Raw genomic sequence first — 20,859 nt, 5'->3', positions numbered from 1 at the left:
ACCCGGAAGGGCCCGGGAGGCTGCTCCACCCCAGTATCAGCCTTCAGCGCTGATACGGGCCCAAACCACCACGTCCGGACCTTCCACCACACCGCGCAGCCGCAGCGCGGGGGAGGTCCGGGCGTGGTTTTGTGCCGTCGAACACCATTCCAGTCTCAGTATTTGGGACAAATGCAGCCGTCCATTGGCTGGACTCTATTATTGCTAGGTCTGTTTCCAACCCCGATCAGGATTGTGGACTACCTATGAATCTCTTCCGGACCAAATCCATCGAGCAGTCAATGGCCGACGCCGATGAGCCCGGACGCCAGCTGAAGCGTTCGTTGAGCACGTGGGACCTCATGATCATGGGCGTCGCCGTAGCAGTGGGCGCCGGCATCTTCTCCGTGGGTGCCAAGGCCGCAGCCAACTTCGCCGGCCCCGCGGTCACCGTGTCCTTTGCGGTGGCTGCCATCACCTGTGCTCTGGCCATCATGTGCTACGCGGAGTTCGCCACTGCCATCCCCGTGGCCGGCTCCGCCTACGTGTTCACGTACGCCACCATGGGCGAAGTTCTTGCCTGGGTCATCGGCTGGAACCTGATCCTTGAGCTGTTCACCGCTGCTGCCGTGATTGCCAAATACTGGGGCATCTACCTCAGCAAGGTCTTCGCGCTCATGGGCGTGGAGATCCCGCCCGCTGTCTCGCTCGGCGGCGTGGACCTGTACTGGGGTGCGTTCCTCATCGTCGCCGTCTTCACCGTTCTGCTGGTGCTGGGAACGAAACTGTCCGCCCGCGTGGGCAACGTCTTCACGCTGATCAAGATCGGCGTCGTCATCTTCGTGATCGTGGTGGGCTTCAGCTACGTCAAGTTGTCCAACTACGCCCCGTTCGTTCCGGCCTCTGAGCCCACCGCGGGTACCGGGGCAGCGGATGTCATGAAGCAGTCCTTCTTCGGCTTCCTCACCGGTGCCGCCCCCGCCCAGTACGGAACGCTGGGCATCTTCGCCGGCGCAGCACTGGTGTTCTTCGCTTTCATCGGCTTTGACGTGGTGGCGACGTCCGCGGAAGAGGTCAAGAACCCGCAAAAGACCCTGCCGCGCGGCATCTTCGGCGGCCTTGCCCTCGTCACGCTGCTGTACATCCTGGTGTCCCTCGCCCTCACGGGAATGGTCTCCTACAAGCAGCTGGCCGAGGTCGAGAACCCGACGCTCACCACGGCCTTCGAGGCCGTCGGGAACACCGATGCCGCCAAGATCATCGCGTTCGGCTCCCTGGTGGGCCTGACCACGGTGATCATGGTGCTGCTGATGGGCCTCTCCCGCGTGGTCCTGGCCATGAGCCGCGACGGGCTGCTCCCGCGGTCCCTGTCCAAGACCAGCGAGAAGCGTTCGACGCCGGCGCGGCTCCAGATCATTTGCGGCGCCGCGGTGGCTCTCGTGGCAGGCCTGACGAACGTTGATCTGCTCGAGGAAATGATCAACATCGGCACGCTATCCGCATTCGTGATGGTCAGCCTGGGGATCCTGGTGCTGCGCAAGAAGCGGCCGGATCTCAAGCCTGCGTTCCGTGTGCCGTTCGGCAAGGTCCTGCCGATCCTGTCTGCGGTGCTGTGCCTGTATCTCATGACCAACCTGGCCGTGGAGACGTGGATCTTCTTCGCCATCTGGCTCGCGGTGGGCCTGGGCATTTACTTTGCCTACGGCCAGCGCCACTCCCGGCTCAACGAAAAGTTCGCCGGAGCGAAGGCCGCCGTGAACGGCGGCCCGGCCCGGAGCTCGGATGACGACCTGGACGACGACGAGGATGCCCTGACGAAGGTCTGACCCGCTGCTGGACTGGCGTTGGGCGGCCGGCGTGGGGACAGCGGCCCGATCTGCCAAACGCCCGGAGCGGTACGGTTGACTTGTGAACGCCACTATCGATCACCTGGTCATCGCCGCCGATTCGCTGGAACAGGGCGCGGCCTGGTGCGCGACAACGTTCGGCATTCAGCCCTCCGGTGGAGGCAAACACCCGCTGATGGGTACTCACAACCGGGTGATGGCCATCAGCAGCGGGAGTTTCCCCGACTGCTACCTCGAGGTGATCGCGATCGATTCCGACGCGCCGGCGCCGGGGAGGCCGCGCTGGTTTGGGCTCGACCACCCCGAGGTGCGCGAGGCTGTCCGCGAATCCCCTCGGCTGGTGCACGCAGTGGCGCGCACTCGCAAGATCGAGATGCTGCGCAGGGACCTTGCCAACTTCGCGCTCGACCCTGGCGAGTTGGTGGCAGCGCAGCGCGACACGCCTTACGGACAGTTGAAGTGGCGCATCACCATCCGCGACGACGGCCGCGCTGAATGCGCCGGCGCGCTGCCCAGCTTGATCGAATGGGAAGGGCAACATCCGTGTGCCCACATGCCCCTCACCGATGTGGCGCTGCAGGGGCTGGTGCTGCGCGGCGTTCCCACCCAGGCGGTCGACGTTCTGAAGCTTCCGGCCGTTCAGACGAGCCCGATCGACGCTGCGCAGAAGGCACCGCTCACCGCGACGCTGGAATCGCCGCGTGGCCGTGTTGTGCTCGATGCATGGCACTTCGGGGGCTGAACAGCGCTGAAGCCGGCACGCTGGAGCGGAGACATGTCCTAGGGCGCGGCGTGCCGTCCGACCCAGTCCACCAGCGGCCGCAGCTGCTCCCATAGCCGGGCGATCTCGGCCTCCGCTGCCGGTGAAGGAAGCCATTCCGGCTGGCCCAGAGCCACACTCGCGGCGAGCGACTTGTGTTTCAGGAGCTCCCCGCGGGGGTGGTCCCGGGCGTAACCCCGGGGCACCGTCTTGAGCTTCTCTCCCTCGATGCGGAACCCGGCCCCGGCTATGGAATCGACGATGTGCTGCAGCTGTTCCCCGGTGCCGGCGGCGTCCACGGCATTCCGGTACCGCGCCAGTTGGGCGGGGGAGTGGGAATGGTAGCCTCCGCCCACGAGCAGGCCGTCAGCGCTGAGCTGCAGGTAGTAGCCGACGCCTTCCTGGTACGACGCGAACGCGCCCTGGGCTGTCTTGTACGGGGACTTGTCCTGCGAGAACCGGACGTCCCGGTGCGGGCGGAAAATCTTGCCCGGCCCGAACCGGGGCTCAAGCCGGGCCAGGAGCGTGGTGAGCGGCTCCTTGACGGACGCCGCGTACACCTCCTCATGGGCGTGCCACCATTCCCTGGTGTTGTTCTGCTCCAGTTCCTCGTAGAATTCCGCGGCAGCAGCGGGAATGCCGTCAAACGTGCTCATGATTGAAGAGTAGGGACGGTGCGCACCGCTGCCCACCCCCGCCGCAGGCTATGTGGACAACGCAGGCTATGTGGACAACCATGCAGAAACAAAAGAACCCCGCCGCGGCAGTGTGGGTGCCGTGGCGGGGTTCTTTTCAGCTGGAAGGGGCTTTGTTAGCCGATCTTGTTGGCTGCCTCTGCGTCGGAGAGGGGGGCTGCGCCGAGGTTGGCGCGGAGTTTGGCGCCGAGTTCGGCGTCGACGTTGGTCCAGTACTGGATGGCGCGTTCCTTGATGCCGGGGCTCTTCACGCCGCCCACGGCGCCGGTGATGGTGTCCAGCAGGCGGGCCTTGGCGGCGTCGTCGTAGACCTCGCGGTAGAGGGTGCCGGCCTGGACGAAGTCGCCGTCCTCGGCGTGCAGGGAGTGCGCGGCGAGGGTCAGTTCGCCGTCGTTCTCCCAGCCGCCGGCCGGGTTCTGCGGCTCGATCGCTGCCGGGCCGCCGAGGGTGTTCGGGGCGTAGACCGGAACGGACGGGGCGTTGAACAGGTAGCGTCCGGCGCCGTCCTGGCTGTAGTTGTTGACCTGGCTCTTGGGCTGGTTCACCGGGATCTGGGCGTGGTTGGTGCCCACGCGGTAGCGGTGCGCGTCGGCGTAGGAGAAGATCCGGGCCTGCAGCATCTTGTCCGGGGACGCGGCGATGCCGGGCACGAAGTTCGACGGCGCGAAGGTGGCCTGTTCGATCTGCGCGAAGTAGTTCTCCGGGTTCCGGTTCAGTTCCATGGTGCCGACCTTGATCAGCGGGTAGTCCGCGTGCGGCCAGACCTTGGTCAGGTCGAACGGGTTGAACCGGTAGGTCTTGGCGTCCTCGTACGGCATGACCTGCACGTGCAGGTCCCAGGACGGGAAGTTGCCGGCTTCGATGTTTTCGTGCAGGTCCCGGATGTAGAAGTCCGCGTCCGAGCCGGCGAGGGCTTCGGCTTCCTCGCCGGTGATGTTCTTCACGCCCTGGTTGGACTTGAAGTGGTACTTCACCCAGAACCGCTCGCCCTCGGCGTTGATCCACTGGTAGGTGTGCGAACCGTAGCCCTGCATTTCCCGCCAGGACGCCGGCAGGCCGCGGTCACCCATCAGCCAGGTCACCTGGTGCGCGGACTCCGGGGACAGGGTCCAGAAGTCCCACTGCATGTCCGCGTCCCGCAGGTGCGTGCCCGGGAGGCGCTTCTGGGAGTGGATGAAGTCCGGGAACTTGATGCCGTCGCGGATGAAGAACACCGGGGTGTTGTTGCCCACGAGGTCGTAGTTGCCCTCGGAGGTGTAGAACTTCACCGCGAACCCGCGCGGGTCCCGCCAGGTGTCCGGGGAGCCGTTCTCACCGGCGACGGAGGAGAAACGGATCAGCATCTCGGTCTCCACACCGGGCTGCAGGAACGCGGCCTTGGTGTACTTGGAGATGTCCTCGGTGGTCTTGAAGGTACCGAACGCGCCGCCGCCCTTGGCGTGCACCACACGCTCCGGAACCCGCTCGCGGTTGAACTGCGCGAGCTTCTCCACCAGATAGTGATCCGTGAGGATGATCGCGCCGTCGGCGCCGACAGCCTTGGAATGGGCATCGGACGTGACCGGAGCACCGGACTGTGTCGTGGACACGGCAGGCGCAGAGATGTTCGAAGTCATCTTTCTCCTAATTTATTGATTACTTGACAGTTACGAAGGAAGTTTCTGGGCCCGCTGGCAATCGCTGCAGATCCCCTGGTACATGACGTCCGCGATCTGGATGGTCATGGGATGGGAGTCCTCATTCCAGTGCGGGGTCAGGCAGGGCGCATGGCCGACGGCGCAATCGACGTCCTCCACCCTGCCGCAGCTGACGCAGACCGCGTGGTGGTGGTTGTCGCCCACGCGGGTCTCGTACAGTGCGGGCGAGTGCGGAGGCTCAAAGCGGCGCAGCATGTGCAGGTCGGTCAGGTCACCGAGCACGACGTAGACGGACTGCGCCGTCAGTTCCGGCAATTCCTCGCGGGCAGCCGCCAGGATGCTCTCAGCCGGGGAGTGCGGGTTGTGTTCGACGGCGGACAGCACGGCCAGCCGCTGTTTGGTCACCCGGCGGCCGTGGGCACGCAGGGCCGCGGCCCATGCTTCGTGGCTTTCCGGGTGATCGGTCATGACTCCATTGAAACACTTATTTTGACAAGATCACAATAAGGCAAAGCTAACTTCCGTCCGCGGCTAGAGTTGCCGGGTGGGGAAAATACTGGCCGACATCACTCCGCTGCGCGAGAGCCCGGACTTTCGGCGTCTTTGGCTGGGCGGCGCCGTCTCCAACGTGGGATCCCAGCTGACCCTGGTGGCCGTCAGCCTGGAGGTGTACCGGCTGACCCAGGACAGCCTCTACGTCGGGCTGCTCAGCATTTTTGCCCTGGTGCCGCTGGTGCTCGGCGGCCTGCTGGGCGGTTCCATCGCCGATTCCCACGACCGCCGCACGGTGGCGCTCCTCTCGTCCTCGGTGATGTGGGCCGCCGTGGCCGGCCTGGCACTCCAGGCGTGGCTCCAGGCGGGGAACGTCTGGCTTCTGTATGCACTCGTGGCCGTGCAAAGCGGAGCGCAGGCGATCAACCAGCCGGCCCGCAGCGCCATCCTTCCCGTGCTGGTGCGGAAGGAGCTTCTTCCGGCAGCCAACGCACTCAGCATGATCACCTTCGGCCTGGCCATGACGGCCGGGCCCCTGCTGGCCGGGGTGCTCGTGGCCACGGTGGGATTCGGCTGGACCTACACGCTGGACCTGGTGAGCTTCGCCTTCGTGTTCTGGGCACTGCTGCGGCTGCCGTCAATGCCGCCCGGCAAAGAGGCGGGCAGGGCAGGCCTGCGCTCCGTGGTGGAAGGCTTCCGGTTCCTGGGCACGCGGCCCAATGTGCGCATGACCTTCATCATCGACCTCGTTGCCATGATCCTGGCGCAGCCACGGGCGCTGCTGCCCGCCGTCGGCGCCCTCATGATCGGCGGCGGGGAAACCACGGTTGGCATCCTGCTGGCATCCACTGCGGTCGGTGCATTCCTGGCCGGTCTCTTTTCCGGGCCGCTGGGCTCTGTGAGGATGCAGGGAACTGCAGTGGTCTGGTCTGTGATGGGGTGGGGCGCGTCGATTGCCGGATTTGGGCTGGTGGTGGTGCTGGCCGGCCGGTCCGGTTCCGGGGGAGTAACGCTGTGGCTGCTGCCCGCCGCCCTGTGCTGCGCCCTGGCCGGAATCTCCGACTCTGTCAGTGCGGTCTTCCGCACCACCATCCTTCAGGCGGCAACGCCGGACCACCTGCGCGGCCGGCTGCAGGGGGTCTTCATTGTGGTGGTCGCGGGCGGGCCGAGGATCGGCGATATGCTCGCCGGTGCCGGCACTAAAATTCTTAGTGAAGGCTGGGTCCTGCTGCTTGGCGGCGTCCTGTGCATCGGAGTGGCCTGGACAGCCGCGCGGTGGCAATCCGGCTTCCTGAAGTACGACGCGCGGAATCCTGTTCCGTAGCGGTGCTGCTGGAGTTCTGACGTGAGTTAAGAGCTGTGGAGGGAAGAGTGCACAAACACTACAACGGCCTGAAGACAGCGGCGCTTTTCGGCGTGCTGTGGGCGGTGCTGCTGGGCCTGGGAGCACTGATCGCAGGCAACACCCGCAGTACGGCCCCGATCGTGATCATGGCGCTGATCGGAGTGGTCACCACCGCCTACGGGTACTGGAACAGCGACAAGATCGCGCTGCGCTCCATGCAGGCGTATCCGGTGTCCGAGGCGCAGGCTCCCCAGCTGTATCAGATGGTCAGGGAGCTGTCCGTGCGCGCCAACCAGCCAATGCCGCGGATTTTCGTCTCGCCCACCATGGCCCCGAACGCGTTCGCGACCGGCCGGAATCCGCAGAACGCTGCAGTCTGCTGCACCGAGGGGATCCTGCAGCTGCTGAGCCCCCGCGAGCTCCGTGGAGTCCTGGGCCATGAGCTCATGCACGTGTACAACCGCGACATCCTGACCTCGTCCGTGGCCGCGGCCGTGGCCGGCGTCATCACCTCCGTGGGGCAGATGCTGCTGATCTTCGGCGGCGGGGACCGGCGGAACTCGAATCCGCTTGCCCTCATCGCGATGGCCCTGCTGGCACCGTTCGCGGCGACCCTGATCCAGGTAGCCATTTCCCGAACCCGGGAGTACGACGCCGATGAGGACGGTTCACAGCTCACGGGAGATCCGCTGGCGCTCGCCTCGGCCCTGCGCAAGATTCATCAGGGAGTGCAGGCGGCGCCGCTGCCGCAGGACCAGCGGCTCGTCAACGCCTCGCACCTGATGATCGCCAATCCCTTCCGGGGCGGGGCCATGACCAAGCTGTTCGCTACCCACCCGCCCATGCAGGACCGCATTGCCCGGCTGGAGCGGATGGCGGGCCGGCCGCTCGGCTGACGTCCCGCCGTCGTACTCCCGAAATGCCTGGCGACGCGCGAAATGCGTGGCGACGCGCAAATGCCCGGCGCGGCCGGAATACCCGTAGCGAGCGGTAATTTGCGCGTCGCCGGAGAAGTTGTGCAGCGTCAGAGCGTCCGGGCGTAGCAGACGGACAGCGGCTCGCCGGCGTAGGGTCCGAAATTGTCGATGAGCATATAGTCCTCGCGCTCGTAAAACCGGATGGCGTCGGGCTGGGCTGTCCCTGTCTCGAGCTTGAGCTCTTTCAGTCCAAGACGGACGGCCTCGGCCTCGAGGCTGCGAAGCACGGCCGGGGCCACTCCGGTTCCCCGGTGGCTGGGCAGCACAAACATCCGCTTGATTTCCGCCGAGCCCACGTCCAGCTGCCGCAGCGCGCCACAGGCCACAGCCGTGCCCTGGACGTCCCGGGCAACGACGAAGAAGGAGATGTCCTCGGCGCTGGGAGCCGTGCCGGGTTCGTGGTCGTCGGAGCCGTACCTCGCGTCCAGTTCGGCGCGCTGCATGCTCCGCAGCCGGGCGCCGTCCTCGGTATCCCACGGCTCAGGCGTCACAGAGAAATTCACGGGACTTCCTGTCTTTCCGTTCAGGACGCGCAAAAGACCTGGCGACACCCGAATATGGGTGTCGCCAGCCGATATGCGCGTCGTGGAACCACTCGCGGTCTAGCTGCGGAAGTTGACGAACTGGAGGTCGGCCTCGTCAAAGTCCTTCAGCAGGGCCATTGTGGCCTGGAGGTCGTCGCGGGACTTGGAGGTCACGCGGAGTTCATCGCCCTGGATCTGGGATTTGACGGACTTGGGGGCCTCGTCCCGGATCAGCTTGTTGATCTTCTTGGCCAGATCCTGCGCGATGCCTTCCTTGATGGAGCATTCCAGACGGAATTCCTTGCCTGACGGGTACGGTTCGCCTTGCTCAAGGGACTTAAGGGAGATCCCGCGCTTGATGAGCTTGGACTGGAAGACGTCCAGCACCGCCAGGACCCGGTCCTCGGAGTTGGCCTTCAGGAGGATCTTCTCCCCGCTGAAGTCGATCTCGGCGCCGACGCCCTTGAAGTCGTAGCGCTGGCCGATTTCCTTTTGGGACTGGTGCAGTGCGTTCGCCACTTCCTGCTTATCTACTTTGCTTACGACGTCGAATGTGGACTCGCCGGCCATGACTCTCCTTTTGCTCGTGGTTGCTTCGCCCGGACGGGGCGTTGATATCTGCATTCCAGCGTAGTACGGATGGGCCTGTCGTGACGGTGAATCCGCTTTCACAGTTCTCTCATAGCTGAGGCACGGCGGGAACGGAGCATGGCCGTGGACAGTTGTAGGAGTTGGAAGACCCCGGAAGGAACGCAATGACCCACCAGGCAGTCCGCTATGTCAGCCGATCCACAGCAGCCGCCGCAGGAGCGATCGCCACCGCCGCCACCTCAGTGACAGCCGCGGCCGTGGCCGCATCCATCATCCTGAGCCCGGCACCCGACGCGTCCTCGAGGCTGGACGGCGTCCATGCCGACCTCCAGCGGGCGGTGCAGCTGAACCAGATCACGGAGGAGCAGGCACTCCGCTTCGAGGCAAAACTCGCGGGCCGCATCCTCGGCGAAGCCTGAATTTCCGCGGATTCTGAGCGGTTTTTCGCTCGATTCGATTCTTCGGCAGAAGTTCTGTAAAGTTGTCTTGCCCGCGGTTACTGGAAGCAATAACCCGGGTAACTTCTTTGAAGTTCGGCAGATTACCCGAGCGGCCAAAGGGGGCTGACTGTAAATCAGCTGGCAACGCCTACGGGGGTTCGAATCCCTCATCTGCCACCCGCGGGAAACCCCGTCAGACCAGTGCAAGCCGGTCTGGCGGGGCTTTTCTTTTCCCCCGCCGAGCCGCCGGGGCTATTGCACACCAATCGCTGCTGACATCGGGATGGCGCGGCGATACTCTGTAAGGGTAAATCCCGGCTGTGATTTAGGTCACGGCCGGCGGTTGCAGCCCCAGCGGGTACATCCAAGGCAGGGTTACCGAGGTGGACAGAACCAGAGGCAGCGCCAAGGTCAGCGTCCTTGCCGCGACTGGGCTGATCGCAGCCCTTCTTGCAGGCTGCACAAACTCCGGACCGGTTTCCCCATCCAACGTTCCGGACACCCATGACATCACTGTCTGGATTACGGACACGGTGCCGGACCGCGTCGCCAAAATGCACGCAATCGCCGACCGCTTCACCGCCGCCACTGGCCTGAAAGCGGATCTCGTGAGCGTGCCCGAGCACGAGTTCAACCAGACGCTGACGTCTTCGGCGGCGGCCGGCAATCTGCCTGACGTCATTGGCGCGATTTCGCTGGGCAACGTGCGTACCCTGGCGGCCGGCAAGCACGTCCACACCGGAGCCAACGCCGCGGTTGTCAGGAACCTTGGGGAAGGGACGTGGTCCCGGCGCGCGCTGGAGCTTACCCGCGACGGCGGCAGCCAGCTGGCCGTGCCCGTCGCCTCCTGGCAGCAGGTCCTGTATTACCGCAAGGACCTATTCGCGAAAGCGGGGCTGGCGGCTCCCAATACCTACGCCGACATCAAGGCGGCCGCCGAAAAGCTGCACACCCCGGAGATGGCGGGGTTCGTCGCGGCCAACAAGGCAGGGGAGCCCTTCACCCAGCAGTCTTTCGAGCACATCGCGCAGGGCAATGGCTGTGAACTCGTCAGCGCCCAGGGCGCCATCACCTTTGACAGCCCGCAATGCGTCGGCGCCCTCAGCTTCTACAGGGACATGCTGAAGAACTACTCTGTCCCCGGGATCCAGGACATCGGCACTGTCCGGACTGCGTACTTCGCGGGCAAGGCCGCGATGGCTGTCTGGCCGACGTTCATGCTGGACGAGTTGGCGGGACTGCGCAACGACACGAGGCCGAGCTGCCCTGAATGCAAGCTGGACCCTGGATTCCTGGTCAGGAACACCGGTGTGGTGGCGGGCATCCTGGGAAGCGGCGGAACGCGGCCTGCGCACTTTGGGGAGATCACCTCGTGGACGGTTACTGACGACTCTGACACCGAACATGCCCGGAAGTTCGTGGAGTATCTCGTGAGCGACGGCTACACCGACTGGCTGTCGGTCGCCCCCGATGAGCGTATTCCGGTGCGTTCCGGTAGCCCGGGCAAGCCCACGGAATATGCGGATGGCTGGAGGGCCATGCCTGTGGGCATGAGCGAGAAGGAGCCGCTGGGCAAGTTCTACTCGCCCGACGTTCTTTCCGTCCTGATGCACGGTGTGCAGGACCTCAACCACTGGGGCATCCTCCAGGGCCGTGGCGACCTTGCCGGGGCTGCGATGGCTGAACTGCCGATCGCCGAGGCCGTCGGTCAGGTCACTTCCGGCGCAGCGGATCCGCGGACAGCGGCAGCCAAGGCCGCGGCCACGCTCCGTTCCATCCTGCGCACGCTGGGGTGACCTGGAGGAATCCCGCTTCACGGCGACGAGGCTGGGACCGAAGTGAGATGCGAACCCCTGTTCACAAAAACGTCTGAGTAAACGTGATAAACGGCAGAAATGCTGTTTTATCCTGTTTTTCTTCATGATTGAACGTTGCATCACCCTGCTTTAGAGCCTGCATTCTTTCTGCAAATTGAAGGAAACTCTCCAGTGCGGCTAGCCCGTCCTTGCTGCGATAAAACGCTGCATTCATTTGCTCTTTCCAAACAGGCGAATTAGGGTCATGATTTTTGCTAAGCCTGTTCGGAACAACAAGGTCTCAGGTTGAGGAGGCTGCACCCACGCTTCTGGTCGTATCCTCGGCGAGTCTCCCGAGAAGCTCTGTTTTTGCGCCTTGATCGGACATCTTCGCAGTGTCCCGCCAGGCGCGGTTCCAGCAGCGCTGCCATCCCCGTGAGCTGTAATCGACAGCGGACGGGCGGCAGATGCTGAACGCAGTTAATTCCAACCGCGAAAGGCAACAGGATGTGTCAGTCACATAGACGACTATCAGCTTTGGGCTCTGTTTTTACGCTACTTGTGGCGGTCTCCACCGTGGCGTCATGCGCAGCGCCAAATGCCGGCCAAACTCCGGCCACAACTACGGTAGCGGCATCGCCGGCAACGTCGACGGCAACGCCACCCGCCACCAGCACGACCTCGGAATCCCCATCAGAGGCGGCTGACCCCTCGGAACTGTGCGGCCCCGGGTCTGCCATTAACTTCGACAATGGTGCTTTTCCGGAGGCTCCGGTCATCGACAACAAATGGTTCTCCCTGACACCGGGCACGCAGTACACGACGACCGGGAAGGTGGTCAGTGCTGAGGGCACCACCGAGCGGACGGTGACGCACACCGTCACGGGCCTGACCAAGGTCATAGACGGGGTGAAGACACAGGTGCTGTGGGACCGCGACTACGCGGACGGCTCGCTGGTCGAATCCGAACTGGCCTTCTTTGCCCAGGACAACGAAGGAACGGTCTGGCTCTTCGGGGAGTATCCGGAGGAGTTCGAAAACGACAAATTCATTGGCGCCCCCAATACCTTCATCCACGGGATCGAGGAGAGCCAGGCAGGCATAGCCATGCAGGCCGACCCGCAGGTTGGTACGCCTGAATATGTCCAAGCGCACGCGCCTTCCGTGGACTTCCTGGACTGCGGCGACGTGTTCCAGGTGAACGAGCGCGTCTGCGTGCCCACGGGTTGCTACGACGACGTGCTGGTGATCGACGAGCACAATCCGCTGGAACCCGCTGTGGGCCACCAGCGCAAGTTCTATTCAGCAGGGACCGGGCTTGTGAAAGTGACCGCCGTGGGCGGTGCGGACCAGGAAACCCTGGACCTGTCCAAGGTCGAAAAGCTCACCGACGCAAAACTCGTGGAGGTCAACAAGGAAGCGCTCAAGCTCGACCAGCATGGCTATGAAGTCAGCAAAGAGGTCTATGCGAAAACAGCCCGTGCCGAGGTAGCCACAGAAACCTCAGGCGGTAAATGAGCCAACCGCGCATCGAACCGCACATGAAAGGGAAAGCCCCCTCCGCTGCCTGAGGCAGCGTACGCTCTAGGACGCCCGTTCGCTCCTGAGCTGCGCAATTTCACGGCGGAGGGCGGCCACCTCTGCAGTAAGGTCATTCACTTCTGCAAGGACAGGCTGTTCGGCTGTTTCGACGGCGGTCTCGGCGGTTTCGCTGACCCGCTGGACCAGCCAGGAAGCTATGGAGGCCGTCACCACGCCCAGCACGGCAATTCCGCTCATCATGAGGGCTGCGGCTACCGCCCGGCCCAGGCCGGTGACGGGATACAGGTCTCCATAGCCGACCGTGGTGATCGTGGTGACTGCCCACCACACTGCGTCGCCGAAGGTCAGGATCTTCGCATCGGGAGCCGACTGCTCGGCGTCGAGCACCGCCAACGCGCCCACGAAGACCAGAAGTGTGGCGGAGCCTGCCACATAGGTCGCAACCCGTCCCCGCAACGATTCGCCCACTGTCCTGTGGAGCACCGACAGCAGGGTCACCAGCCGCAGTAGCCGCAGCGGCCGGAATACCGGCAGGGCAACGATCAGCAACTCATGAAGGTTCAAGAGGAACCAGCGGCGGCGGTTCTCCGCAAGCCACAGGTTCACCGCATAATCCAGGGCGAAGATGCCCCACGTGATCCACAGAGTGGCCTCGAGCCACTCGTTGCCCCGGCCCTCAACTTTGCCTACGACCTGCCAGGCATAGGCCGCGAGGAAGACGACGGCCGTCCCCATCAGCGGCCACTCGGCAAGGTCCCGGTAGCGTTGCTGCGTCATGCGCAAAATCATACGGGCACAGGCAGGCCCAGCTGCCCGCTCAGTTCAGCGCTATGACCAGCATTTGGGTGGTCCCGGGGATGCAGGTCTGCAGGACCGCCCGCGGGAACCCGCCGAACACGGCCGCAACATCGTTCGTTGTGCCGCCGTTGGGCACCTGGCTGCGTGCCGCCACGGTATAGGATCCATATCCCGCGAGGTCGACGCGCTCGCCGACCTGGATGCCCGAGAAGCGGGCCCAGCCGCCGCAGAAGTCGTGTTCCGTGATGAAGAGCGAGTATCCGTCGGTTGGTGTGAAATGGATAGGCCCAATGCACCGGTCCACCATGTCCTGCCCTCCTGCACCCGCCACATAGATGGTCCGGACCAGCGGTGCCGGAGCAGGAGCAGGGGCGGGGGCCCGTGCGGGTGCGGGTGCCGGAGCAGGTGCGGGCGCGGCCGGTGCTGGCTTGGCTGGAGCGGGTGCCGGGGCGGGTGCCGCAGCCTTCACAGCCGGGACGGGCCCTGCAGGCTTCACGGCCGGAGCCGGGGCCGCGGCCTTCACCGCAGGGGCGGGTGCCTTCGCCGCCGGAGCCACTGCCGGACCCGCAGCGGACACGGCGGCCGGGGCAGCAGAGGCGGCTGGCGCCTCTGTAGCAGGCCCCTTGGCAGCGGGTGCTGACGCCGCCATGTCCGTAACGGTGCCTGGTAGGCCGGCCCATGGAATGGCATCGTCCCTGGCCGGGGCCGATATCACCTGGCCTGCCGCCGCGGGGGAGTCGTGGGTCGGAGCCGCAGACCAAATGGGGGTTGCGGCACTGAGCAGCAGTACTCCTGCGAGCACGAGCGCCCTGATGTCGAATCCCGTGGTCAGCGTTCCGGGCTGCGGGCCAAAAAGATAGACCGCCCCGCGGTGCCGGCTGGTTTTTTCCTGCTGATCCATGGCTGACCCTGAACCGTCGTGCGGCTGCAGAATCTGCGGCCGCTAGCTGGGCGGTCAAGCGCAGACAAGGTACGGCGCCCGCGCGGAAATGGCGGGACCGCTTGACGCTACGCTTGACCATTAAATTGAGAGAGGGACGCGCTCACTAACGCGTCTGCCCAGCAGTGTTGAGTGTAGGAGGGGCGTTTCCGCCGGCGCACGGGTAGGCAATACCTGTCTTTCCGCGCAGCCCCTACTTGAATCCCGCAGGCCGCACCGGCGAGGAGATGTCACGAGTGGCATGCTTGTTACCCGCGGGTAACATGTAGGTCATGCACTTGCTTCTGCGAACACTCCTGCTGCTGGTTACTTCCTCCAGGCGCCCGCCGCTCAGCGTATGGGAGGCGTCCTCCCTCCCTCTCCGCGTGCTTCCGACCGATATAGACATAGCCATGCATGTGAACAACGGGATGTACTTCTCGCTGATGGACCTCGGGCGTTTCGATCTGATGGTCCGCAGCGGCACGTGGGCGAGGATGCGGCGGCGGGGCTGGACTCCGGTGGCTGCGGGTGAGACCATCACCTTCCGCCGCTCGCTGCAGCTGTGGCAGCGGTACACCATCGAGTCCAGGATCATCGGACTGGATGCCAAGGCCATCTACTTTGAGCAGCGGATGGTGGTGGACGGTGAAATCTATGCCCGGGCCTACATCGCCACCCGGCTGGTGAGCAGGGGAAGGCCAGTCAGCCAGGAGGAGATCATTGCAGAGTTTGGTGCGCCCCCGGAAGAACTGGAGCTTCCGGACTGGATCCACGAGTGGCGGGAAAACAACGCGCTGCCCGGCTCACGCCGGCCGGCGCCGCACGCCTGGGCCTGATGTATTCCCGGTGACGCGTGTAGCGAACAAGGACCGCTTCGAAGGGACATCCGGAGCTGGCTCGCGTACCGTGGACACATGGCAACCGTAGACATTACAGGTGAACAGTTCGCATCAACCGTTGAGAACAACGATATTGTCCTCGTTGACTTCTGGGCCGAATGGTGTGGTCCCTGCAAGCAGTTTGGGCCCACGTATTCCGCAGTTTCCGAAAAGCACAGCGACGTCGTCTTCGCCAAGGTGGATACTGAGGCCGAGCAGCAGCTGGCTGCGGAAGCCGGCATCACATCGATCCCCACGCTGATGGCCTTCCGCGAAAAGGTGCTGGTCTTCTCCCAGCCCGGTGCACTGAATGCCCCCCAGCTCGAACAGGTCATCGACGCCGTCAAGGCGCTCGACATGGCCGAAGTCCACGCCCACGTGGCGCGCTCGCAGGCCGAGGCCGCTGCGGCCGCAGGCACCAGCACCAGCACCGGTAACGGCACGGGCAAGAACACGGGTACCCAGGACGGATCGCAGATCCCGGACTTCTAAGGTCCACTGAAGCCTTCCAAGCTCCATCAAGCGCAAAGGCGGGGTCATTCCGCGCCCGGGAATTTCGGTTCCGGGCGCGGCGTGATCCCGCCTTTTGTGCTTCTGCTGACTACAGGCGTTCGAGCCTGACCGGCTCGGCGAGCAGCGCGCTGAGGGATTCATTGAGGTCCTGCACGGCGGTGCCCTTGGAGTGCTTTTCCAGGTCCTCCTCGGAAGCCCACCGTTCGGTCAGGACCAGCTTTTCTTCGGTGGCCTCGGTGAGCTCGTAGCGGATGCAGCCGGGCTCGTTGACCACTTCGTCGATGGCGATTTCGAGGGCGAGCTTTACGCGGAAGAATTCGCCGTCGTTGGGGATGAACGTTGCCTGCAGGTCGATGGGTGCACTCATGGCTTTCACAATACCGGCCACCGCCGGCGCTCCCGGACGTGTTTACGCCGGACACTCGACTGTTGCGCTTCTTTTGCCCGGGGGCAGTTGGTAGCGTGCCAACATGCGCGCTTACACAGCCGGGGACACTGACGTTCCGCTGCTTGATGAAACCATCGGCGAGAATTTCGAGCGGATCGTGGCCCGGTTTCCTTTCCACGACGCTCTGATCGAGGCGGCCGCAGTGCCCGGCGCGGACGCCCGGCGCTGGAGCTACACCAAACTGAACGACGACGTCGACCGCCTCGCCCGCGCGCTCCTCGCGCTGGGCGTCGCGAAGGGGGAGCGGATCGGAATCTGGAGCCCCAACTGCGCGGAGTGGACCATCCTGCAGTACGCGACGGCCAAGATCGGCGCGATCCTCGTCAATGTGAACCCCGCCTACCGCAGCCACGAGCTGGCATTTGTGGTCAAACAGGGCGGCATGCGCATGCTGGTCACAGCGCCGACGGACCGGAACAGCGACTACGTGGGCATGGCACGGCAGGCGCTTGGCGAATGTCCGGAGTTGCGCGAGCTGGTGTTCCTGCCGGACTTCGAATCGGAGGGGCTCGACGCCGGCGTCCCCCAGAGTGAGCAGGAACTGACGTACGCGGAGCTGCTCAAGCGGGCGGACGACGTCGGGCATTCAAGCCTGAAGGCGCGCATGTCCGAACTGGATCCGCACGATGCCGTCAACCTGCAGTACACGTCGGGGACCACCGGTTTCCCGAAGGGCGCCACACTTACGCACCACAACATCCTCAACAATGGCTACTCGATCGGGGAGCTGCTGCGTTACACCGAACACGACCGGGTGGTCATTCCGGTGCCGTTCTACCACTGCTTCGGCATGGTGATCGGGAATATCAATGCACTCAGCCACGGGGCCGCCACCATCATTCCCGGACGCAGCTTCACGCCGGCGGCGGCCCTGGAGGCGGTGCAGGATTTCGGCGGGACGTCGCTCTACGGCGTACCCACCATGTTCATCGCCGAACTGGCGCTGCCGGACTTCGCCTCCTACGACCTGTCGACCCTGCGCACCGGTGTCATGGCCGGTTCACTGTGTCCCATCGAGGTGATGAAGCGGGTCATCTCGGAGATGAACATGCGGGATGTGGCCATCTGCTACGGCATGACCGAGACCTCGCCGGTGTCCACCATGACGCGCAGCGGCGACACCCTGGAGCACCGCACCCGGACCGTGGGGCGCACCATGCCGCGGCTGGAGAGCAAGATCGTGGACCCGGCAACCGGGGAGGTCCTGGAGCGCGGGGAGATCGGTGAACTGTGCACGCGCGGCTACGCCGTCATGCAGGGTTACTGGAACCAGCCGGACAAGACGGCCGAGGCCATCGATGCCGAAGGCTGGATGCACACCGGGGACCTGGCCCGGATGGACGAGGACGGGTACCTGGTGATCGAGGGCCGGATGAAGGACATGGTGATCCGCGGCGGCGAGAACATCTATCCGCGCGAAATCGAGGAGTACCTTTACACGCATCCTGCCATCCAGGATGTTCAGGTGATCGGCGTGCCGGACACCAAGTACGGCGAGGAACTGATGGCCTGCATCATCCTCAAACCTGGGGCGGAGCCGCTGGACGCAGCCGCCGTGGCCGACTTCTGCCGTGGCAAGCTGGCACACTACAAGATCCCGAAGTACGTCGAGGTCCGTGAGAGCTTCCCCATGACCGTTTCGGGCAAGGTCCGCAAGGTTGAGATGCGCGAGGAAGCGGTGGCCCGGCTGGGTCTCTGATGGGGCCCTGCGGGGCTACCTCGTGTTCCGGCTGATCGCCCGGACGCCCACCAAGAGTCCGACGGCGGCTGTTGCCACGGCGGCGAGCAGGCCGTACAGCGTGTCAACGCCGACGGCGCCCGCGAAGAGTTCGCGCTCGGCGTTGACCAGGTAGGTAAGCGGGTTGAAGAGGCTGGCTACCTTCATCCACTCCGGTCCCGCTTCGATGGGCAGCATGATGCCGGACAGGATCATCAAGGGGAACAGCAGGGTCTGCTGCACACCCCAGAAAATCCACTCCTTGTTTTGCGAGACCAGGGCCAGCGAGTACGACAGTGCGCCGAGCCCGATGCCGAAGATCCCCAGGATGATGAGCCCGAGAAGGACGTGCAGCGGATGGAGGACGAAGCCGAACGGAATGCACACCACTGAAATCAGCAGGCCCTGGACCACGAGCGGTGCCCACTCCTTCAGGGCACGCCCGATCATCAGCGACGAGCGGGACAGGGGAGTGGCCAGGATCCGCTCGTAGGAACCCGTCATCAGCTCGTACTGCAGGTTGGACCCGGTCATGGACGTGCCGAACAGGGCGATCATGACGACGACGCCGGGAAGGAACCACTGCAGCGTTGACTGGCCGCCGAACGCCGGGGCTCCCACGGCCGAACCGAGCAGGGGCCCGAAAAGACCAAGGAACACCAGGGGCTGGAGCAGCGAGAACACGAGCGAGAACGGGTCCCGCAGCGGCAGCAGCATTTCCCGCCAGAACACGTACCAGGTGTCCCGCAGGACGCGGTCCAGTCCCGGTTTCTCGGACGGCTCCATGTGTGTGGCAGGTCCAGCCATCACACCTCAGCCCCTTCGCGCAGACTGCGTCCGGTCAGTTCCAGAAACACGTCATCGAGCGTCGGCGGTTTCAGTTCCACGGATTGTGCGGGAGCGCCGGCGTCGTGCATTTTCCTCAGCAGCTCCGGCGCCAGCCGGGCGCCGTCGGTGAGGCGCAGCCGGAAGCGGACGACGCCGTCGTGGGCGTATTCGTCCATCTCCCCTTGGGCGGCGGCCCGCCCCAGCAGCCCGCGCACTTCAGCGGCAGCACCCGCAGCCACCTCCACGGCCAGCAGGTCCCCGGCGAGGTCGGCCTTGAGCCGGGCGGCGGTGTTGTCCGCGATGATGCGTCCGTGATCAATGACGATGACGCGTTCCGACATGGAATCCGCCTCGTCCATGTAGTGGGTGGTCAGGACGATCGTGGTCCCGTGCTCGGCCCGCATGCGCATGATGTGCTCCCAAAGGTTCGCGCGGTTCTGCGGATCCATGCCGGTGGACGGCTCGTCAAGGAAGAGCAGCCGGGGCGAGTGCATCAGCCCCAGCGCAACGTCCATCCGCCGCCGCTGGCCGCCGGAGAGCTTGATGACCGTGCGCTTGGCGAGGTCCGCCAGGTCCAGCGATTTCAGCAGTTCCTCGGCGCGCGCCTTGGCGTCTGTGGTGTTCATCCCGTAGAAACGGCCCTGCATCATCATCTCGTCGATGACGCGGTAGCTGTGTCCGCCGCCGTTGCCCTGGCCGATGTAGCCAATCCTGGCCCGCACCCCCGCCGGGTCCGCCACGACGTCCAGCCCCGCCACCGTGGCTGAACCGGAGGTCGGCCTGAGCAGCGTGGTCAGCATGCGCAGGGTGGTGGACTTGCCGGCTCCGTTCGGGCCGAGGAATGCCACGAGTTCGCCGGGGGCGACGTCGATGTCGACGCCCTTGACCGCCTCCACCGTGTCCTTCTTGACCGTGAAGTTCTTGGTGAGTTTCCGGGTGTGAATCACTGGACGCTCCAAGGTTCCGGGCTCCATCCTCCGCCCACGGTATACCTGTGACGTTTCCGGCGTCCACGGTCCGCTGAGCGGGACCCGACCCGAACGGACAGTTGCGGCCGGGTGACGGGCTCAGTGGCGCCGGTGGTCCTGGATGGTCATCCGCGGCCCGAACGTGGGCTTTCTGAAGCCGCTGAGTCCGATCATCCGGACCACGCGCTGCCGGTGGCCACGCCACGGCTCCAGCAGGGCCAGCATTCCGGCGTCGTCGGTCCTCCTGCCGGTCAGCGCAGCGCCCACATCGGCCGCAAGATGGTAATCGCCCACCGCGATCGAGTCGGGGCAGCCATGCGTCCGCTGCACCACCTCGGCGGTGGTCCACACCCCTATGCCCGGGATGGTCTGCATTTTGGCGGCAGCCTCCGCCGCCGGCAGAGTGGCCAGCCGTTCAAGCGCGACGGCGGAACGCAGCGCCCGCATGACGGTGGCCGACCGCTGCGGCCCCACGCCGGCCTTGTGCCACTCCCAGGACGGGATGCGGAGCCACTGTTCAGGCGTGGGCCGTACCAGCAGCCCGGCCGGCGCCACCGTCAAGGCTCCGGGGGCGGGAGTGCCGTGGCGGTACATGAGGTAGCGGAATCCCCGGCGGGCCTCGATCACGGTGACCTTCTGCTCCAAAATGGTGGGCACGAGGGAATCCACCATCCGCCCGGTGGACGGGAGACGGATCGCAAGGTTCCGGCGTCGTGCTTCCCGGACCAGCCGCGGGAGCGTCGCGTGGAAGCCGGGCTCGTCAAAAGCGGACCAGTCGTCGCCGGCTCCCAGCAGGCGCGGCACGGTGGCCACGGCCGCCGCCGAACCCGGTCCCCAGGCCTGTGCATCGACATATGGGTCCGGGCCCTGTTCGGCGCTGGTGAGGCGAAGGGTGACCGGGCCGTCCGGCGTCGTGAATGCCACCCACAGGCCGTCCGGGCGTGAGGCAAAAGAGGGATCGCCGTTGCCGCGCATGAGCGTGCCCAGGGTCTGGCGCAGGCTGTAGGGGCCGCCGGCATACCATCGCACTGAGGCGTCGGCGGCAGCGGCAACGCTGGCGGGGACGTCCGTGATGGTCATGGAATCATCGTCCCACGGACGGCTGACATGGGGACTGCTGACATCCGGACCGCTGACATCAGGGACGGCCGGGCGGCCTTGC

General features: G+C 65.0%; 22 protein-coding genes and 1 tRNA gene. 11 read left to right on the top strand and 12 right to left on the bottom strand.

All coding sequences use genetic code 11. The annotated features are described in order from the left end of the window. Positions 1-245 precede the first annotated feature (245 nt). The gene (locus AC5RUM_RS09670) at positions 246-1,805 is read left to right on the top strand and encodes an APC family permease (protein WP_494034711.1); all 1,560 of its coding nucleotides are present in this window, start codon (positions 246-248) and stop codon (positions 1,803-1,805) included. Between the two features lie 82 nt (positions 1,806-1,887). Next, positions 1,888-2,568, top strand: a complete 681-nt coding sequence (locus AC5RUM_RS09665; RefSeq protein WP_494034710.1) for a VOC family protein — start codon at positions 1,888-1,890, stop codon at positions 2,566-2,568. A 38-nt stretch (positions 2,569-2,606) separates the two neighbouring features. Here the strand turns inward: AC5RUM_RS09665 and AC5RUM_RS09660 are convergent, their stop codons facing one another. From AC5RUM_RS09660 to AC5RUM_RS09650, 3 genes are all read right to left on the bottom strand, one after another. Next, the gene (locus AC5RUM_RS09660) at positions 2,607-3,242 is read right to left on the bottom strand and encodes a DUF2461 domain-containing protein (RefSeq protein ID WP_494034709.1); all 636 of its coding nucleotides are present in this window, start codon (positions 3,240-3,242) and stop codon (positions 2,607-2,609) included. 155 nt (positions 3,243-3,397) lie between these two features. After that, positions 3,398-4,897, bottom strand: coding sequence for a catalase (locus AC5RUM_RS09655; RefSeq protein ID WP_494034708.1), 1,500 nt, complete (start codon positions 4,895-4,897; stop codon positions 3,398-3,400). A 30-nt stretch (positions 4,898-4,927) separates the two neighbouring features. Next, the gene (locus AC5RUM_RS09650) at positions 4,928-5,386 is read right to left on the bottom strand and encodes a Fur family transcriptional regulator (protein WP_494034707.1); all 459 of its coding nucleotides are present in this window, start codon (positions 5,384-5,386) and stop codon (positions 4,928-4,930) included. A 76-nt stretch (positions 5,387-5,462) separates the two neighbouring features. Here AC5RUM_RS09650 and AC5RUM_RS09645 point away from each other — a divergent pair, with 76 nt between their 5' ends. Continuing rightward, positions 5,463-6,734, top strand: coding sequence for an MFS transporter (locus tag AC5RUM_RS09645; protein WP_494034706.1), 1,272 nt, complete (start codon positions 5,463-5,465; stop codon positions 6,732-6,734). A gap of 47 nt (positions 6,735-6,781) precedes the next feature. Next, positions 6,782-7,651, top strand: coding sequence for a zinc metalloprotease HtpX (gene htpX / locus AC5RUM_RS09640; RefSeq protein ID WP_494034705.1), 870 nt, complete (start codon positions 6,782-6,784; stop codon positions 7,649-7,651). Positions 7,652-7,779: 128 nt separating this feature from the next. On the opposite strand, the gene AC5RUM_RS09635 is transcribed toward htpX, so the two are convergent. Together AC5RUM_RS09635 and AC5RUM_RS09630 are read right to left on the bottom strand one after the other, a co-directional pair. Beyond that, a complete protein-coding gene (locus tag AC5RUM_RS09635; RefSeq protein WP_494034704.1) occupies positions 7,780-8,235 on the bottom strand; it encodes a GNAT family N-acetyltransferase in 456 nt (151 codons plus the stop codon). A 99-nt stretch (positions 8,236-8,334) separates the two neighbouring features. After that, positions 8,335-8,826, bottom strand: a complete 492-nt coding sequence (locus AC5RUM_RS09630) for a YajQ family cyclic di-GMP-binding protein (RefSeq protein ID WP_400580448.1) — start codon at positions 8,824-8,826, stop codon at positions 8,335-8,337. 185 nt (positions 8,827-9,011) lie between these two features. Between AC5RUM_RS09630 and AC5RUM_RS09625 the strand changes: the two genes are divergently transcribed. The 3 genes from AC5RUM_RS09625 (at position 9,012) to AC5RUM_RS09615 (ending at position 11,083) form a co-directional block, all read left to right on the top strand. Then, entirely contained in the window at positions 9,012-9,266 is a 255-nt protein-coding gene (locus tag AC5RUM_RS09625; protein WP_494034703.1) for a hypothetical protein, read from the top strand. Between the two features lie 116 nt (positions 9,267-9,382). Then, a tRNA-Tyr gene (locus AC5RUM_RS09620) sits at positions 9,383-9,464 on the top strand. A 206-nt stretch (positions 9,465-9,670) separates the two neighbouring features. Beyond that, on the top strand, positions 9,671-11,083 hold the full coding sequence (locus tag AC5RUM_RS09615) for an ABC transporter substrate-binding protein (RefSeq protein WP_494034702.1): 1,413 nt from the start codon (positions 9,671-9,673) through the stop codon (positions 11,081-11,083). Between the two features lie 61 nt (positions 11,084-11,144). Here the strand turns inward: AC5RUM_RS09615 and AC5RUM_RS09610 are convergent, their stop codons facing one another. Further along, positions 11,145-11,318 (bottom strand): hypothetical protein, encoded by a 174-nt coding sequence (locus AC5RUM_RS09610; protein ID WP_494034701.1) that lies wholly within the window; start codon positions 11,316-11,318, stop codon positions 11,145-11,147. Positions 11,319-11,659: 341 nt separating this feature from the next. Between AC5RUM_RS09610 and AC5RUM_RS09605 the strand changes: the two genes are divergently transcribed. After that, entirely contained in the window at positions 11,660-12,601 is a 942-nt protein-coding gene (locus AC5RUM_RS09605) for a hypothetical protein (RefSeq protein ID WP_494034700.1), read from the top strand. A gap of 66 nt (positions 12,602-12,667) precedes the next feature. Here the strand turns inward: AC5RUM_RS09605 and AC5RUM_RS09600 are convergent, their stop codons facing one another. Both AC5RUM_RS09600 and AC5RUM_RS09595 read right to left on the bottom strand, forming a co-directional pair. Continuing rightward, positions 12,668-13,402: a potassium channel family protein gene (locus AC5RUM_RS09600; RefSeq protein ID WP_494034699.1), complete on the bottom strand. Its 735-nt coding sequence runs from the start codon at positions 13,400-13,402 to the stop codon at positions 12,668-12,670. A gap of 40 nt (positions 13,403-13,442) precedes the next feature. Beyond that, positions 13,443-14,324, bottom strand: coding sequence for a LysM peptidoglycan-binding domain-containing protein (locus tag AC5RUM_RS09595; protein ID WP_494034698.1), 882 nt, complete (start codon positions 14,322-14,324; stop codon positions 13,443-13,445). A 311-nt stretch (positions 14,325-14,635) separates the two neighbouring features. Here AC5RUM_RS09595 and AC5RUM_RS09590 point away from each other — a divergent pair, with 311 nt between their 5' ends. Then, positions 14,636-15,181: an acyl-CoA thioesterase gene (locus tag AC5RUM_RS09590; RefSeq protein ID WP_494034697.1), complete on the top strand. Its 546-nt coding sequence runs from the start codon at positions 14,636-14,638 to the stop codon at positions 15,179-15,181. A gap of 78 nt (positions 15,182-15,259) precedes the next feature. Next, positions 15,260-15,715 (top strand): thioredoxin, encoded by a 456-nt coding sequence (trxA, locus tag AC5RUM_RS09585; protein ID WP_494034696.1) that lies wholly within the window; start codon positions 15,260-15,262, stop codon positions 15,713-15,715. A 109-nt stretch (positions 15,716-15,824) separates the two neighbouring features. On the opposite strand, the gene AC5RUM_RS09580 is transcribed toward trxA, so the two are convergent. Further along, on the bottom strand, positions 15,825-16,103 hold the full coding sequence (locus tag AC5RUM_RS09580; RefSeq protein ID WP_494034695.1) for a putative quinol monooxygenase: 279 nt from the start codon (positions 16,101-16,103) through the stop codon (positions 15,825-15,827). 103 nt (positions 16,104-16,206) lie between these two features. On the opposite strand from AC5RUM_RS09580, the gene AC5RUM_RS09575 reads away from it, so the two are divergent. Further along, the gene (locus tag AC5RUM_RS09575; protein ID WP_494034694.1) at positions 16,207-17,883 is read left to right on the top strand and encodes an AMP-binding protein; all 1,677 of its coding nucleotides are present in this window, start codon (positions 16,207-16,209) and stop codon (positions 17,881-17,883) included. A 15-nt stretch (positions 17,884-17,898) separates the two neighbouring features. Here the strand turns inward: AC5RUM_RS09575 and AC5RUM_RS09570 are convergent, their stop codons facing one another. From AC5RUM_RS09570 to AC5RUM_RS09560, 3 genes are all read right to left on the bottom strand, one after another. After that, positions 17,899-18,708 (bottom strand): ABC transporter permease, encoded by an 810-nt coding sequence (locus tag AC5RUM_RS09570; protein WP_494034863.1) that lies wholly within the window; start codon positions 18,706-18,708, stop codon positions 17,899-17,901. Continuing rightward, a complete protein-coding gene (locus AC5RUM_RS09565) occupies positions 18,708-19,676 on the bottom strand; it encodes an ATP-binding cassette domain-containing protein (RefSeq protein WP_494034693.1) in 969 nt (322 codons plus the stop codon). The genes AC5RUM_RS09570 and AC5RUM_RS09565 overlap by 1 nt, the downstream gene beginning before the upstream one ends. A gap of 120 nt (positions 19,677-19,796) precedes the next feature. Continuing rightward, a complete protein-coding gene (locus tag AC5RUM_RS09560; protein WP_494034692.1) occupies positions 19,797-20,777 on the bottom strand; it encodes a DNA-3-methyladenine glycosylase family protein in 981 nt (326 codons plus the stop codon). Positions 20,778-20,859: the final 82 nt, after the last annotated feature.

It is taken from the genome of Arthrobacter sp. B2060, from assembly GCF_059090445.1.
Note: the sequence above shows the minus strand (reverse complement) of the source record. Positions and strands in the feature narration are given on the sequence as shown.